The organism is Citrobacter sp. SX206 (assembly GCF_024181025.1).
Taxonomy (GTDB): domain Bacteria; phylum Pseudomonadota; class Gammaproteobacteria; order Enterobacterales; family Enterobacteriaceae; genus Citrobacter; species Citrobacter youngae.
Genome location: NZ_CP049738.1, coordinates 3,438,511 through 3,451,930, shown reverse-complemented (window position 1 = coordinate 3,451,930; position 13,420 = coordinate 3,438,511). Strand labels below are relative to the sequence as shown.

Sequence of the window (13,420 nt, the reverse complement as noted above, 5' to 3'; positions counted from 1 at the left end):
CGGTAATTCTCAATTACGATTACGCATTACCCCTTCCTGCACGGTAGAAGCAACCAGCACGCCGTCCTGCGTATAAAACTCCCCGCGAACAAAGCCCCGGGCACCGGAGGCCGAAGTACTCTCGACGTTATACAACAACCACTCATTGATATTAAACGGACGATGGAACCACATGGAGTGGTCAATGGTGGCGATCTGAATCCCTTTTTCCAGAAAACCAATGCCATACGGTTGTAAAGCAACGGGCAGGAAGTTCAGGTCTGAAGCATAACCCAGCAGATACTGATGGACGCGTAGATCGTCCTGCAGCGTGCCGTTAGCGCGGATCCACACCTGGCGAGTCGGGTTGGCAACGTGACCTTTTAACGGGTTATGAAATTCAACCGGACGTACTTCCAGCGGGCGGTCGTTGATAAATTTTTCTTTCAACAGCGGCGGCAGCAGGTGAGCGACCGAACGGGCGATCTCAGTTTCTGATTTAAGCTCTTCAGGGCCAGGCGCTGCCGGCATCTCTTTTTGATGCTCAAACCCATCTTCTGGTGCCTGGAAAGAGGCAGTCATATAAAAAATGGGTTTCCCATTCTGGATCGCGGCAACGCGGCGGGCGCTGAAGCTGTTACCATCACGCAGCACTTCGACATCATAGATGATGGGCTTTTGGCTATCGCCCGGACGTAAAAAGTAGCTGTGAAAGGAGTGCACCAGGCGCTCTTCCGGTACGGTTTCTTTTGCGGCATACAGCGCCTGACCGACAACCTGCCCCCCAAAAACCTGACGTAACCCTAAGTCTTCACTTTGGCCCCGAAAGAGTCCTTCTTCAATTTTTTCCAGATTTAACAATGTCAGCAAATTTTTCAGTGCCAGACTCATACGTGCTCTCCAGGTAATAGCGTTCTCGCAGCGAGGTAGGCAGAGTATAACGCAATTTTGAAAGTGGTCCGATGGGTGCAATTGTCTGAATTACTGGCCGATTACAGGCAAAACCAGCTGTCTTGTGCCACACTTAGTCACGTTATGTTTTTGTTAACCACTCTTCTGGCGAGGAAGGTTCTCGCTGGTGCATAGATGATAAGGAGAATTTAATGAAACTCGTGCACATGGTAAGTGGTTTAGCGGTTGCGGTCGCTCTGGCGGCCTGTGCTGATAAAAGCGCGGATATTCAGACACCTGCGCCAAGCCCTAATACGTCAATTGCTGACACACAGTCAAAAATTCAACAGCCGAATGTGTCTGGTACGGTATGGATCCGCCAGAAAGTTGCCTTACCGCCGGATGCCGTGCTGACCGTAACACTGTCAGATGCATCGCTTGCCGATGCACCGTCAAAAGTGCTGTCGCAAAAAGTTGTACGTACCGGGGGTAAACAAGCACCATTCAGCTTCGTACTCCCGTTTAACCCGGCAGATATTCAGCCGAACGCCCGTATTCTGCTGAGTGCGGCGATTACGGTGAATGATAAACTGGTCTTTATTACTGATACCGTCCAGACGGTGATCAATCAGGGGGGGACTAACGCCGACCTGACCCTGGTCCCGGTCCAGCAGACGGCTGTTCCAGTACAGGCGAGTGGTGGTGCCGCGACAACGGTACCGTCAACGTCACCCACACAGGTGAATCCGTCTTCCGCCGTTCCTGCCCCGACACAGTACTAAGGGCATTCTAACCCTCTCCATCCGGAGGGGGTTAGTACACCCAGCGATAGCGCTGTAAATCGATTTGTCCACTCCCTGAAACCACAATACCTTCCGCCAGCAACGCCTGACGCTGTCGTTGTAGGTCTGGACCTGTAAGCGAAATGGCACCATGACGATTAACCACCCGATGCCAGGGCAAAGTGCTGCCTTCGGGGAGACGCTTAAGCACGCCGCCTACCTGGCGAGCAGCACGCGGTGAGCCAGCAAGCCTGGCGACATCGCCATAGGTGGTGACGAATCCTTCGGGGATTGAGGCAACGATTTGCCAGACGCGTTGAGGGAAAGAGTCTTGTATATCCATCGTTTTTTCCTGCGCTAATCCTCCAGCATAATCCCGAATGACGAGGTAGTGAAGCTTCATTGCACAAGAAAACAGCATCCGGTGCTGGATGGGTTGCAATTACCGGGTGCAGCAGTGATAATGCGCCTGCGCGTTGGTTGACAACGCTCTCAATGGGGGCTCTGTTGGTTCTCCCGCAACGCTACTCTGTTCACCAGGTCAGGTCCGGAAGGAAGCAGCCAGGGCAGATGACGTGTGTGCCGGGATGTAGCTGGCAGGGCCCCCACCCAATTCTGCCGTCCGGCAATCTCAATTCTTCTCATCTTCTTTTTTTTGTCATCGTATTGTCATTTTATTGTCATCAAATGCTGTCAATGTGTTTCGGGGATGTTATTTGATGCTTTTGCCGCTGCCATCGCGCTGTAACGACATGGTCTTACATCCGGTGTGTTTTGGCTGACCACAAGGATTTTCTACGATGTCGACCGCTGTATTGAATGTCAAAATTGATGAGGCGCTAAAAGAAAAGCTGCGTCACTACGCTGAAGTGAATAATGAGAACCTAAGTATCTCGACGGAAAAATTGCTACTTATCGCGTTTTCCGCCATTGAAGAGGCGGGAGTCTCCGCTGATGATATTGATAGCCAGCATACGGAAGAATCCGTGGTTGAAGCACTGACTCCTAAAGAAATCAAAGCATTGCGCAGATTACTGAAGAAGAAAAAATGAAACAACAACCGCTCTCAACCGCCTGTAATTATGGCGAAGCCTGTGAATTGCTACGTTCCGGTTATGTGAAACATGTTCGTCTGAGCTGGAATGTCGGTAGCGATGAGTTTTTCCGTATTGCTTCTGACTGGTGCGATGCCGGGGCGAAAATTAAGAAAGACGGCGAGAATTTTGTGATTTCCCTGAAGGGGTTCCCGGTTCCTCCTCAGCGGTAATAATGCCCAGACATCCTCGTCCATCACGGTATTCCAGGACGAGCCTTTTGACTCGTCGCTTAGATTATTTTGCGCATTTTCCCGTGACTTGCCTGTAAACGCAGATTATCCCAAATGGGTTGCAACGTCCGGAAAGCCGAGCGCATTGTGTCATCGGGCAGAGCAAAGGGCATACGCAAAAAGCGATCGAATGCGCCATCCAGGCCGAAGCGCGTCCCGGTACCCAACTGAATACCTGCACTTTCGGCACGGGTGGCAAAGAGCGTTGCCAGCGTATCGGGTAATTCAACCCAGAAAGAGAGTCCCCCCTGTGGTTGAGTAAACTGCCACTCCGGGAAATGTGTCTTCATCAGGTCATGGCACAGATCGCGCCGGGTGGTGAGCAATTGCCGTCTGTCGGGAAGAAAATCGGCCGCATTGTCCAGCAACCAACCCGTGGCAAGCTGTTCAAGCACTGGTGATCCTAAATCAAATGTGTCGCGAGTCTGTACCAGCGCGGCAATAGTACGTGACGAGGCCCGAATCCATCCCAGACGCAGACCTCCCCAGAAGCTTTTCCCTGCCGATCCCAGCAGGATCACCGGCGCATCGCGATTGAATGCAGCAAGTGGAGGCGGAGGCGGGGCGTCATACCACAGGTTCACCATGGTCTCATCGACCACCAGCGTGGTGCAGGTTCTTTCCGCAATATCCGCCACAACCTGGCGAGTTTCGGCGTCCATACAGCGTCCGGTCGGGTTGTGAAAGTCCGGCATCAGATAGGCCATTCTCGGGGCTGTTTGCGCGAGGGTGGCAACCAGACCCGCTGTATCCCAACCGTGCTCAGGCAGCGAAACGCCGACGGGGCGACATGATGCCCCTTGTATTGCTGCAATCGCCAGCGGATACGTGGGGTGATCGACCACTACGCGATCGCCGGGACCGGTGAGTAAACGCAGGATCAACGCCAGGCCGCTGACCGCGCCGTTCACGACCATTATTTCATCCGACTGTGTGGGTAATCCACGTTCGCAATAATGCCGGGCGATGGATTCACGCAAAACCGCCAGTCCCTGCGGCAGATACCCGGAGCTCAGCAAATGCTGCGGCATCGCAAATAACGCTTGTTGGTAAGCCTGATGAATTTCTGGCCCGGCGCTGAGGGCCGCTGTGGACAAATCCAACGCTGTGCCGGTACTGGTTCGCGTAGGCACATGACGAATGTGTTCCGGCAGGATCACCCGTGAGCCGCTCCCATGACGGCTTTCCAGATATCCCTCTTCACGCAGTTGCGCCATGGCGCTGGCGACGGTGGTTCGGCTCACTTCCAGAACGGCAGCGAGCTCGCGTTCGCCGGGCAAGCGACTATCCAGTGCCAGTCGACCATCCAGGATCAGCAGACGTAACGCTTCCGCCAGTTGTCGCCAGATAGGCGTTCGCGAGGGGCTTTCCTGCCAGTGCCCTAGCAGGCGCTGCAAAGATTGACTTCCGTAACGGCGAGATGACATAGCAGTCCACTTTTTGAAAACTGGACATTAATCATAGTGCCAATTGCGGTGAAGATGAAAGCTATCTGAGAGGCGAGGAGAAAATTATGCTGCGTCGTTTACTTCAGCTGTATGTTGGACTGGCGCTGTACGGCGTTTCGACGGCGATGTTTGTCCGTGCAGATTTAGGGGCTGATCCGTGGAACGTATTTCATCTGGGCGTGGCAAATCTATTATCGATGAATATCGGCCTGGTGATCATCGCCGTGGGTGTATTGGTACTGCTGGCATGGATACCGCTACGCCAGCGCCCCGGATTTGGCACTCTCAGCAATGTCATTATGATTGGTTTGGCGGCAGATGCCGCGCTGGTGGTGATCCCAGGATTCGAATCGCTACTGACGCGCAGTGGACTGCTGGTTGCGGCGGTGATCCTGAACGCGTTAGCCACCAGTCTGTACATTGGCGCCGGTTTTGGTGCGGGCCCACGTGACGGCTTGATGACCGGCATTCATGCGCGTACTGGTTGGTCTGTACGGACTATCCGGACCGCAATCGAGGTGTCGGTTTTGCTCAGCGGTTGGCTTCTTGGCGGAACCGTGGGTGTTGGAACGGTACTGTATGCGTTAGCTATTGGACCGTTAATTCAGATTTGCCTGCCGTGGTTTCGTCATCTGCCGCAGTCACGTATTTGTGTTCGGAATGAGCCTACGGCGTGATTGCCTGCTGACGACTAAACTTAACCTCGACTGACGCGGCTGGAATCGGCTTGCCGCGCAGTACACTTCGGAGGTTTATCTGATGAAGTATGTTGATGGTTTTGTTGTTGCCGTTCCTGCCGAAAACAAGGAGGCATATATCGCGATGGCGGCAAAGGCTGCGCCGCTTTTCAAGGAATTCGGTGCACTGCGCGTTGTGGAGTGTTGGGCTGATGATGTTCCCGACGGTAAGTTGACCGATTTTCGTATGGCGGTGAAAGCGCAGGATCATGAAGAAGTGGTATTCAGCTGGATTGAATACCCTTCCAAAGAAGTCCGCGATGCGGCGAACCAGAAGATGATGTCCGATCCCCGTATGAAGGAGTTTGGTGAATCTATGCCATTTGATGGCAAGCGAATGATCTACGGCGGATTCTCGCCCATTATGGAAGAGTGACATGACTGGCTGTGCGGCGTGCCGCCAGCCATCTCAATACACGCCAGTGCCATGCTAAAGTCGTTTTTCCGCCCACAGAATAAATTCCGCCTTTGGCAGTGCTTTGCTGTACAACCAGCCCTGACCATACTGCACGCCATGTTGACGTAGCCAGCTTTCCTGGTTCTCGGTCTCGATGCCTTCTGCCACCATTTCCAGCTTCAGCGTTTTGGCTATCTCGATAATATGTGGCGTGACGTTATTGTATTCCAGCGCATCGACGAACGATTTGTCTATCTTCAGGATGTCTACATCCAGATCCTGCAAATAGCTCAGACTGGAATAACCGGTACCAAAGTCATCAATATAGATTGAGTGACCCGCCTGACGGTATTTAGCAATAAACGGCGCGCTGTTTTTCGGGTCGGCAAATTCGCGTTCAGTCAGCTCCAGGGCAATTTGTGCGGGCTTTAGTTGCCAGTGGTTAATCATGCGGCTTAGCAGCGCCGGAAGCGTTTCGGACTTCAAATCGGCCGACTCAAGGTTGAGTGATATATGCTGTTGAGGATGTTGATGCAGCCATTTACCTAGATCCTCGAAGACGTTTTCAATAATCAAACGTGTGAGTGGTTCTGTCAGGCCGGTTTCTTCGGCCAGCGGGATAAAAATATCGGGTGAGAGATAGCTACCGTCAGCTTGTCGCCAGCGGGCCAGTGCTTCCGCACCCACGACCTTTCCTGTTTTGAGCGAAATAATGGGCTGGTAATGGACCTTGATAGCCCGGTTCTGAATGGCATCTTGCAATTGGTGATGGGGGGACTGCAAGCGGCGCAAAATACGCAGGATAAAGAGGGCGGCGAGCAGGCCAATAATGAGCCCTGCCGGGAGCCAGATCAGCGCCTGTCGGTGCCAGGATTTTTGCAAAGGTAATGTCGACGCCCAGCTTACGATAGTGATGCCCAGTTCGGGGAAAGGGCGAGAATTATAAATACTGCCCTCTTTTTGAAAATGGCTGATAGAACGGTCTTTTTGCAGATGATGTAACACGTCTGAAGGGAGATCGGCACTACTGGCCACCACGACGTTGCTTACTGTACCCACAATGGCGACTTCGATAGGCCATGAACCAAATGGAATGACATCAATGAACGATCCCGGATCGATCATCACGACATAATGTTCGCTGCCGAGCGCCGCCATAAAACGTTGTATTCCGAGGTCGTTTTGCGAAGTTAACCAGGCGCGATAGCCATCAGGTGTCATTTTCATTGGTGGCGGAAACGCAGCAGCCAGGCTCCTTTTCTCAAGGGAGGAACATTGTGGAACATTGCCTTTGAGGTACATCACTTCCTGAATATAACGGTAGCTGTATGACAACCGGCGCATTTCCAGCAAATGTTCCTCTGAGCAGGGCACACCCTGGAAGGCTTCTATTTTGCGTAGCGCTTTTTTGGCCTGCTCGCCGACGCGTTCTGTACGCAAAGCGACGCGGGTAGAAAATGAATCAAGTTCATCGATAAATTTCGTTTCGACCTGACGATGTGCCAGCCACAGGCTTAAACACACCGGTACGAGGATGGACAGAACCAGTATTCCCGTCACCAGGCCAATCAGATGTCGTGTTGTCACGGTGATATCCTTATTTACACAGCATAGGGAAAGTATATCTGAAAGCCGAAAAAGCTATTCGATTGGCATCATATATTTACGGCCACTTATCATCCCGTTTAGTAACCCACAACGTAAATCGGGTTGTGATTCGTACAAGAGTGGTGTATTTTGTTGGGTATGTTATAACGTAACAAATTGAGGTTGCCATGAAACCGGATATCCACCCTTTTTATCGCCCAGTGGTGTTTCACGATACCAGTGCCAATGAATACTTTAAGGTCGGTTCGACGATTAAAACCGAACGAGAGATTGAGTTCGAGGGCCAAATGTACCCGTACGTAACGCTTGATATCTCGTCTAAGTCACATCCGTACTATACCGGTAAACAGAAAACCTTCGATAATGAAGGCAGCGCGGCTCGTTTCCAGAAACGTTTCGGCCACTTCATTGGCACTAAGCGAGGTTAAGATGCAGGTACTCAATTCACTTCGCAGCGCAAAGCAGCGGCACCCTGACTGCCAGATAGTCAAACGCAAAGGGCGTTTGTACGTCATCTGCAAAACGAATCCGCGGTTTAAAGCGGTACAGGGCCGTAAAAAAAGACGTTAGTCACTTCGCCAGCATTACAGGGACTGAAGTGCGTTCCCCTCGTGGGACGCACTTTTTTTGTTTGTGACTGGGCGTGATTACTGACTAGCCTGCGCGCGGGTTAGTGTGAAGACATCATAAAATGACAGTTCGCCTTTCCGCGTTATCATTTTTTGCAGTTGAGCCTTATGCTCACTGTCGACTTGGGGAGAGTGCAGAATAGTGTCGATCAGCGAGGGTGGCACAAAGCGTGTGTTGTACCATTCACCGTTATAGCAGACTCTGAAATCCAGTACGTCAATGTCTTCAAAGCGGTAACGTGGCGCAACGTCAAAAAAGAAAAAGGCGTTGAGTAAGGCGAACAGTACAACCAACAGCCATACCGAATCGACCAGCGTTTCTGATTGCAGCATAACCGCCAGTGTGGCAAAAAACGCAACATACATGCCGATAAATAGCCCTGGATGTTTACGAATAAAGCTGATGCTAAAGCGCGGTTTGTTGTCGCGCTTTTCGCGAATATTTAAGTCGTCGATGGTTTCGGTAAGCAGGCGTTGTATTTCTGTCATCTCTTGCCTTCGTGAAGTCTGCAATAGTCAGGAGGGATCAGCCCATTTTAAAAGGGGATACTGTCTGAGAAAAGTAACAGATTAACCACAATTTAGCATAACAGTTACATATCAGATCACAGTGTTTTGATGATCCGTGCCGGATTGCCTCCGACGACGGTGTTTGCCGGAACGCTTTTCGTCACCACTGCGCCTGACGCCACAACCACATTGTCGCCCAGTGTTACCCCCGGATTTATGACTGCGCGACCACCGATCCAGACATTATTCCCGATGGTTACAGGTTTCCCTAGTTCAACCCCGCTATTGCGTTCGTTAGCGTCCAGTGGATGAGTTGCCGTATAGATATGGACTCCCGGTGCCAACATACAGTTATCACCGATGTGGATTGGGCAGACATCAAGCATGACGCAGTCGAAGTTGGCGTAAAACGCGTTGCCGAGATAAATGTTATACCCGTAGTCGCAACGAAAAGAGGGCTCAATGTAAGCGCCTTCGCTTTGCCCCAACAGATCGCGCAGGATAGCCTGACGTTCACTCTGCGCATCGGGTGCGGTGGCATTGTATCGGTGGATGAGTAGGCGTGCGCGGAGACGGTCGTTGCGCAACGTTTCATCTGCCGGGCGATACAATTCGCCGGCGATCATTTTTTTCTTATCTTCACTCATTACGAACTTTCCCGTTTGCTGATAGGCAGTCACAGTACAGTAAAACGCAATGCAGGGAAGGGGAACGTTCCCGTTTTCTCACTGTGATCGCAATCACGTGATTTGAATTAAATAATGATAGTTGGTGCGGGAAATGGTCAGCCAGACAAACAAATGTTTCGCGATACCTGACTTAACCTCATGAGCAATTAACGAATAAATTTCCAAACAGATGTTGGGATCTTGTCGTAGAGCTTATTCATTGTCAATTCAGCAAGACGATGATCGGCGGCTGAGTAAAATACAGCCAGTTCATTGTCAGACAATTCATATTTATTTTTCTCAATAACACGTTCAAGCGTGTCAATTGTTTGACAGCGTCGCAGGCGCATCAAATAATCTGTTTTAGTTAATGGTTTATCGGACATAACTCTTACCTATGATTGTAATAATTTTTAACAAGACAAACTGACAGGATTAGCCCTGGTGGCATTGACAAAACAGCGAAACAGTCGATTACCTGACTTCCGCCATTTCTGTAGATCCTGCGTATTAATACCATAACTACTGAACAACATAAAAGTGTCATCCAGGTATTCATCAATCTGCGCGATCAGCTTATTGTCCTCATTGTACTTAATTTTATAATTAAGTGCGAAGGTTGCAATATGCTCTATCAGTTCATTGAGCTGCAAGCTGGTTGCAGAGGTAGGGTCATTTACCCAACCATGATTGCTTTGTTCAAGGTTTGCAAGACAGTCATGATACAGGGTTTCGCAGAGAAATTTAAGCTGCGCGATATCATGTCTTTTCGGTGAGTATTCATCCATAACGCATCCCCTTCTTAGTGGTTTAGACTAACCGAACACCTTTCGGGATGGATACAACAAACGACCTGGAACTTGCCCGTGACTCCTGATGATTTAACTATAATCTACTCTAAAAAAGATTTCATCGTCATATCACGAAAAATTACAATTATGCAAAATTATGACGCAGTCCCATTTTTACATTTTAACAGATAAATGCCGGTATTCGAAATGGAACAACTTCTTTATTCTCGGCCAATCATCACGTTATCTTGTTTAGGTTTAGCAACGAAAGGCGACAACCGACTCTGTGAACGAAAACTAGGAATAGTCTTAATATTTATTTAAGTAAATAAGGGTTCATGACGCTTTTTAAGAATAGCCTTTAGACTCACAAGGATTATATCGCTTATTTAAACAAGAGAAAATAAACGAAATCGCAATAAGCGCTTTTTATGATTTTTTTCCAGAAAAAAGGCCGCTTGCGCGGCCTTATCTTTAGGAGTGTATCAATGATGCTCAACTGAGTGGCTATGTTCAACATCTTCGTTCTTGCGGCTAAAGCGGCGGCGGACCACCACAAAGAACACCGGAACAAAGAAGATAGCCAATACGGTTGCTGTGACCATCCCGCCCATTACGCCAGTACCGACGGCGTTCTGCGCGCCACTCCCCGCACCGGAGCTGATAACCAGTGGCATTACGCCGAGGATAAAGGCTAACGATGTCATCAGAATCGGACGTAAACGCATACGAACTGCGTCCAGCGTCGCTTCTACCAGGCCTTTACCTTCTTTATCCATCAAGTCTTTGGCGAATTCGACGATCAATATCGCGTTCTTCGCCGACAACCCAATGGTTGTGAGCAGGCCCACCTGGAAGTAAACGTCGTTGGTCAAACCACGGAATGTTGCCGCCAGCAGCGCACCGATAACCCCCAGTGGAACGACCAGCATAACGGAGAACGGAATTGACCAGCTCTCGTACAATGCCGCCAGACACAGGAAGACGACGATCAGTGAAATCGCATACAGGGCAGGTGCCTGGTTACCGGACAGCCGTTCCTGGTAGGACATGCCCGTCCAGTCATAGCCGATACCGGATGGCAGTTTGCTGGCCAGTTGCTCCATCATTGCCATTGCTTCACCGGTACTTTTACCCGGTGCGGCCTGGCCCAGGATTTCCATGGAAGGCAGACCGTTATAGCGTTCCAGACGCGGAGAACCATATTCCCAACGCGAGGAAGAGAACGCAGAGAACGGCACCATTTGTCCATCGCTACCGCGGACATACCAGTTTCCAATATCTTCCGGCAACATACGGTATTTGGCTTCAGACATGACGTAAACTTTCTTCACACGACCACGGTCGATGAAGTCGTTCACGTAGCTTCCGCCCCATGCAGCGCCCAGCGTTGTATTAATGTCACTAATGGAAACACCCAGAGCCTGCGCTTTTTCCTGATCGATATCGATCTTGAATTGCGGAGTATCTTCCAGACCGTTAGGACGTACGCCTACCAACAGATCTGGATGTTTCGCGACTTCACCAAACAGTTGGTTACGCGCCTGAGTCAATTTTTCATGGCCCAGACCAGCCTGGTCAATCAACTGGAAGTCGAAACCCGTCGCGGTGCCAAGTTCTACGATTGCTGGCAGGTTAAAGGCGAATACCATGGCGTCTTTAATCTGCGAGAATGCACCCATCGCACGTTGAGTAATGGCCTCAACTTTGTTCTCTTCGCCCGGACGTTCACTCCAGTCTTTCAACGAGACGAACGCGATACCGGTGTTCTGACCACGACCCGCAAAACCGAAACCGTTAACGGCAAACACCGATTCAACGTTCGCTTTTTCTTTAGTCAGATAGTAATCCGTCATTTCGTCCAGCACCTTCTGGGTACGCTCTTGCGTTGCACCTGCTGGCAGCTGAGCCATTGACAGGAATACCCCCTGGTCTTCATCCGGCAAGAACGAACTTGGCAGACGAACGAACAGATAGGCCATGCCCACGACGATGATCAGATACAGCGCCAGATAACGACCGGTGCTGCGCAGAATACCGCCTACGCTGTCGGTATAGTGGTGCGTGCTCTTATCGAACATGCGGTTGAACCAACCGAAGAAGCCCGTTTTGCCTTCACCGTGATCGCCTTTAGCAATCGGTTTAAGCATTGTTGCACACAGGGCAGGGGTCAGAATCAACGCCACCAGTACAGACAACGCCATTGCGGAAACAATGGTGATGGAGAACTGGCGGTAAATCGCACCGGTAGAACCCCCGAAGAAGGCCATTGGGATAAATACCGCTGACAGTACCATCGCGATACCCACCAATGCGCCCTGAATCTGGCCCATTGATTTACGCGTTGCTTCTTTCGGGGGTAGCCCTTCTTCGGCCATGACACGTTCAACGTTCTCGACCACAACGATGGCGTCATCCACCAACAGGCCGATGGCGAGCACCATCCCGAACATCGTCAACGTGTTTATCGAGAAGCCGAAAATCGCAAGGACGGCAAACGTACCCAATAGCACCACCGGCACGGCGATAGTCGGAATCAACGTCGCGCGGAAGTTCTGTAGGAACAGATACATGACCAGGAATACGAGGATGATTGCTTCCGCCAGCGTTTTCACTACTTCGTGAATAGAGATTTTCACGAATGGCGTAGTGTCATACGGGTAAACGATCTTCAGGCCTGACGGGAAGAAGGGTTCCATCTTCTTCAGCTCTTCGCGGATAGCGTTCGCGGTGTCGAGGGCGTTAGCGCCTGTCGCCAGCTTGATACCCAGACCAGACGCAGGTTTGCCGTTGAACTTCGCAATGATGTCGTAGTTCTCGCCACCCAGTTCGACTTTCGCGACGTCACGCAGACGTACCTGAGAGCCATCCTGGTTCACTTTCAGCAGAATTTTGCCGAACTCATCTGCGGAGGTCAGACGGGTTTGCGCGATGATCGACGCGTTAAGCTGCTGGCCTTTCACCGGCGGCGTACCCCCTAACTGACCGGCTGCAACCTGGGCGTTCTGCGCTTTAATGGCGCTGATCACATCAACCGGCGTCAGTTGGAAGTTGTTCAGTTTATTCGGATCCATCCAGATACGCATCGCGTACTGGGAACCGAACAGCTGCACGTCGCCCACACCTGAAGTACGGCTGATCGCATCCTTCATGTTGGCGCCCACGTAGTCGGAAATATCCTCCTGCGTCATGGTGCCGTTGGTGTTGATGACGCCGACAACCATCAGGAAGCTACTGGACGATTTCTCGACGCTCACGCCCTGTTGTTGTACTTCCTGCGGCAGCAGCGGCATTGCCAGCTGCAGTTTGTTCTGCACCTGAACCTGCGCAATGTCAGCATCAGTACCTGACTGGAAAGTCAGGGTGATCTGAACCGTACCGGTTGAGTCACTGTTTGAGGACATGTACATCAGGTTATCGATACCGTTCATATTCTGTTCGATAACCTGCGTAACAGTATCCTGTACTGTTTTGGCATCAGCGCCAGGGTAGGTCGCGGAGATCGTCACTGCCGGAGGTGCAATAGTAGGATATTGCGCTACCGGCAATTTGAGGATCGCGAGCCCCCCTGCCAACATGATGATAATGGCGATCACCCACGCAAATATGGGGCGATCGATAAAGAAATTAGGCATGTCTTAACGGCTCCTGTT

The 13,420-nt window shown here is 50.9% G+C and carries 16 protein-coding genes and 1 other RNA gene; 8 read left to right on the top strand and 9 right to left on the bottom strand.

The annotated features are described in order from the left end of the window. Positions 1 to 9: 9 nt before the first annotated feature. The gene (gene tesB, locus G8S19_RS16820) at positions 10 to 870 is read right to left on the bottom strand and encodes an acyl-CoA thioesterase II (RefSeq protein WP_061067433.1); all 861 of its coding nucleotides are present in this window, start codon (positions 868 to 870) and stop codon (positions 10 to 12) included. 212 nt (positions 871 to 1,082) lie between these two features. Here tesB and G8S19_RS16815 point away from each other — a divergent pair, with 212 nt between their 5' ends. Beyond that, complete coding sequence (locus tag G8S19_RS16815) at positions 1,083 to 1,652, top strand: YbaY family lipoprotein (RefSeq protein ID WP_253685570.1); 570 nt, start codon at positions 1,083 to 1,085, stop codon at positions 1,650 to 1,652. A gap of 31 nt (positions 1,653 to 1,683) precedes the next feature. On the opposite strand, the gene G8S19_RS16810 is transcribed toward G8S19_RS16815, so the two are convergent. Next, positions 1,684 to 2,073, bottom strand: a complete 390-nt coding sequence (locus tag G8S19_RS16810; protein WP_086523608.1) for an MGMT family protein — start codon at positions 2,071 to 2,073, stop codon at positions 1,684 to 1,686. A gap of 84 nt (positions 2,074 to 2,157) precedes the next feature. Here G8S19_RS16810 and ffs point away from each other — a divergent pair. The 3 genes from ffs to G8S19_RS16795 all read left to right on the top strand — a co-directional run bounded on the left by ffs (position 2,158) and on the right by G8S19_RS16795 (position 2,919). Then, positions 2,158 to 2,254, top strand: an RNA gene (gene ffs, locus G8S19_RS16805) — signal recognition particle sRNA small type. Between the two features lie 198 nt (positions 2,255 to 2,452). Then, positions 2,453 to 2,704 (top strand): hypothetical protein, encoded by a 252-nt coding sequence (locus G8S19_RS16800; RefSeq protein WP_048212417.1) that lies wholly within the window; start codon positions 2,453 to 2,455, stop codon positions 2,702 to 2,704. Beyond that, entirely contained in the window at positions 2,701 to 2,919 is a 219-nt protein-coding gene (locus G8S19_RS16795; RefSeq protein ID WP_005125184.1) for a hypothetical protein, read from the top strand. Before G8S19_RS16800 ends, G8S19_RS16795 begins: the two co-directional genes overlap by 4 nt. A 59-nt stretch (positions 2,920 to 2,978) precedes the next feature. On the opposite strand, the gene G8S19_RS16790 is transcribed toward G8S19_RS16795, so the two are convergent. Beyond that, positions 2,979 to 4,406, bottom strand: a complete 1,428-nt coding sequence (locus tag G8S19_RS16790; RefSeq protein ID WP_061067434.1) for a PLP-dependent aminotransferase family protein — start codon at positions 4,404 to 4,406, stop codon at positions 2,979 to 2,981. Between the two features lie 86 nt (positions 4,407 to 4,492). Here G8S19_RS16790 and G8S19_RS16785 point away from each other — a divergent pair, with 86 nt between their 5' ends. Beyond that, entirely contained in the window at positions 4,493 to 5,104 is a 612-nt protein-coding gene (locus G8S19_RS16785) for a YitT family protein (protein ID WP_121584303.1), read from the top strand. Between the two features lie 82 nt (positions 5,105 to 5,186). Further along, a complete protein-coding gene (locus G8S19_RS16780; protein WP_061067436.1) occupies positions 5,187 to 5,540 on the top strand; it encodes a DUF1428 domain-containing protein in 354 nt (117 codons plus the stop codon). Positions 5,541 to 5,594: 54 nt separating this feature from the next. Here G8S19_RS16780 and G8S19_RS16775 read toward each other — a convergent pair whose 3' ends face one another. Then, complete coding sequence (locus G8S19_RS16775; protein WP_253685568.1) at positions 5,595 to 7,148, bottom strand: EAL domain-containing protein; 1,554 nt, start codon at positions 7,146 to 7,148, stop codon at positions 5,595 to 5,597. Between the two features lie 188 nt (positions 7,149 to 7,336). Here G8S19_RS16775 and G8S19_RS16770 point away from each other — a divergent pair, with 188 nt between their 5' ends. Both G8S19_RS16770 and ykgO read left to right on the top strand, forming a co-directional pair. Next, positions 7,337 to 7,597 (top strand): type B 50S ribosomal protein L31, encoded by a 261-nt coding sequence (locus G8S19_RS16770; protein WP_005125189.1) that lies wholly within the window; start codon positions 7,337 to 7,339, stop codon positions 7,595 to 7,597. Between the two features lies 1 nt (position 7,598). After that, positions 7,599 to 7,739, top strand: a complete 141-nt coding sequence (ykgO, locus tag G8S19_RS16765) for a type B 50S ribosomal protein L36 (protein ID WP_005125190.1) — start codon at positions 7,599 to 7,601, stop codon at positions 7,737 to 7,739. A 77-nt stretch (positions 7,740 to 7,816) separates the two neighbouring features. On the opposite strand, the gene G8S19_RS16760 is transcribed toward ykgO, so the two are convergent. The 5 genes from G8S19_RS16760 to acrB form a co-directional block, all read right to left on the bottom strand. Continuing rightward, positions 7,817 to 8,287, bottom strand: a complete 471-nt coding sequence (locus G8S19_RS16760; RefSeq protein WP_040232692.1) for a YlaC family protein — start codon at positions 8,285 to 8,287, stop codon at positions 7,817 to 7,819. Between the two features lie 116 nt (positions 8,288 to 8,403). Continuing rightward, complete coding sequence (gene maa / locus G8S19_RS16755; RefSeq protein ID WP_061067437.1) at positions 8,404 to 8,955, bottom strand: maltose O-acetyltransferase; 552 nt, start codon at positions 8,953 to 8,955, stop codon at positions 8,404 to 8,406. A 188-nt stretch (positions 8,956 to 9,143) separates the two neighbouring features. Continuing rightward, on the bottom strand, positions 9,144 to 9,362 hold the full coding sequence (locus tag G8S19_RS16750; protein WP_002892050.1) for an HHA domain-containing protein: 219 nt from the start codon (positions 9,360 to 9,362) through the stop codon (positions 9,144 to 9,146). 27 nt (positions 9,363 to 9,389) lie between these two features. Then, entirely contained in the window at positions 9,390 to 9,764 is a 375-nt protein-coding gene (gene tomB / locus G8S19_RS16745; protein ID WP_003021733.1) for an Hha toxicity modulator TomB, read from the bottom strand. Positions 9,765 to 10,252: 488 nt separating this feature from the next. Then, positions 10,253 to 13,402: an efflux RND transporter permease AcrB gene (gene acrB / locus G8S19_RS16740; protein ID WP_048212411.1), complete on the bottom strand. Its 3,150-nt coding sequence runs from the start codon at positions 13,400 to 13,402 to the stop codon at positions 10,253 to 10,255. Positions 13,403 to 13,420 lie beyond the last annotated feature (18 nt).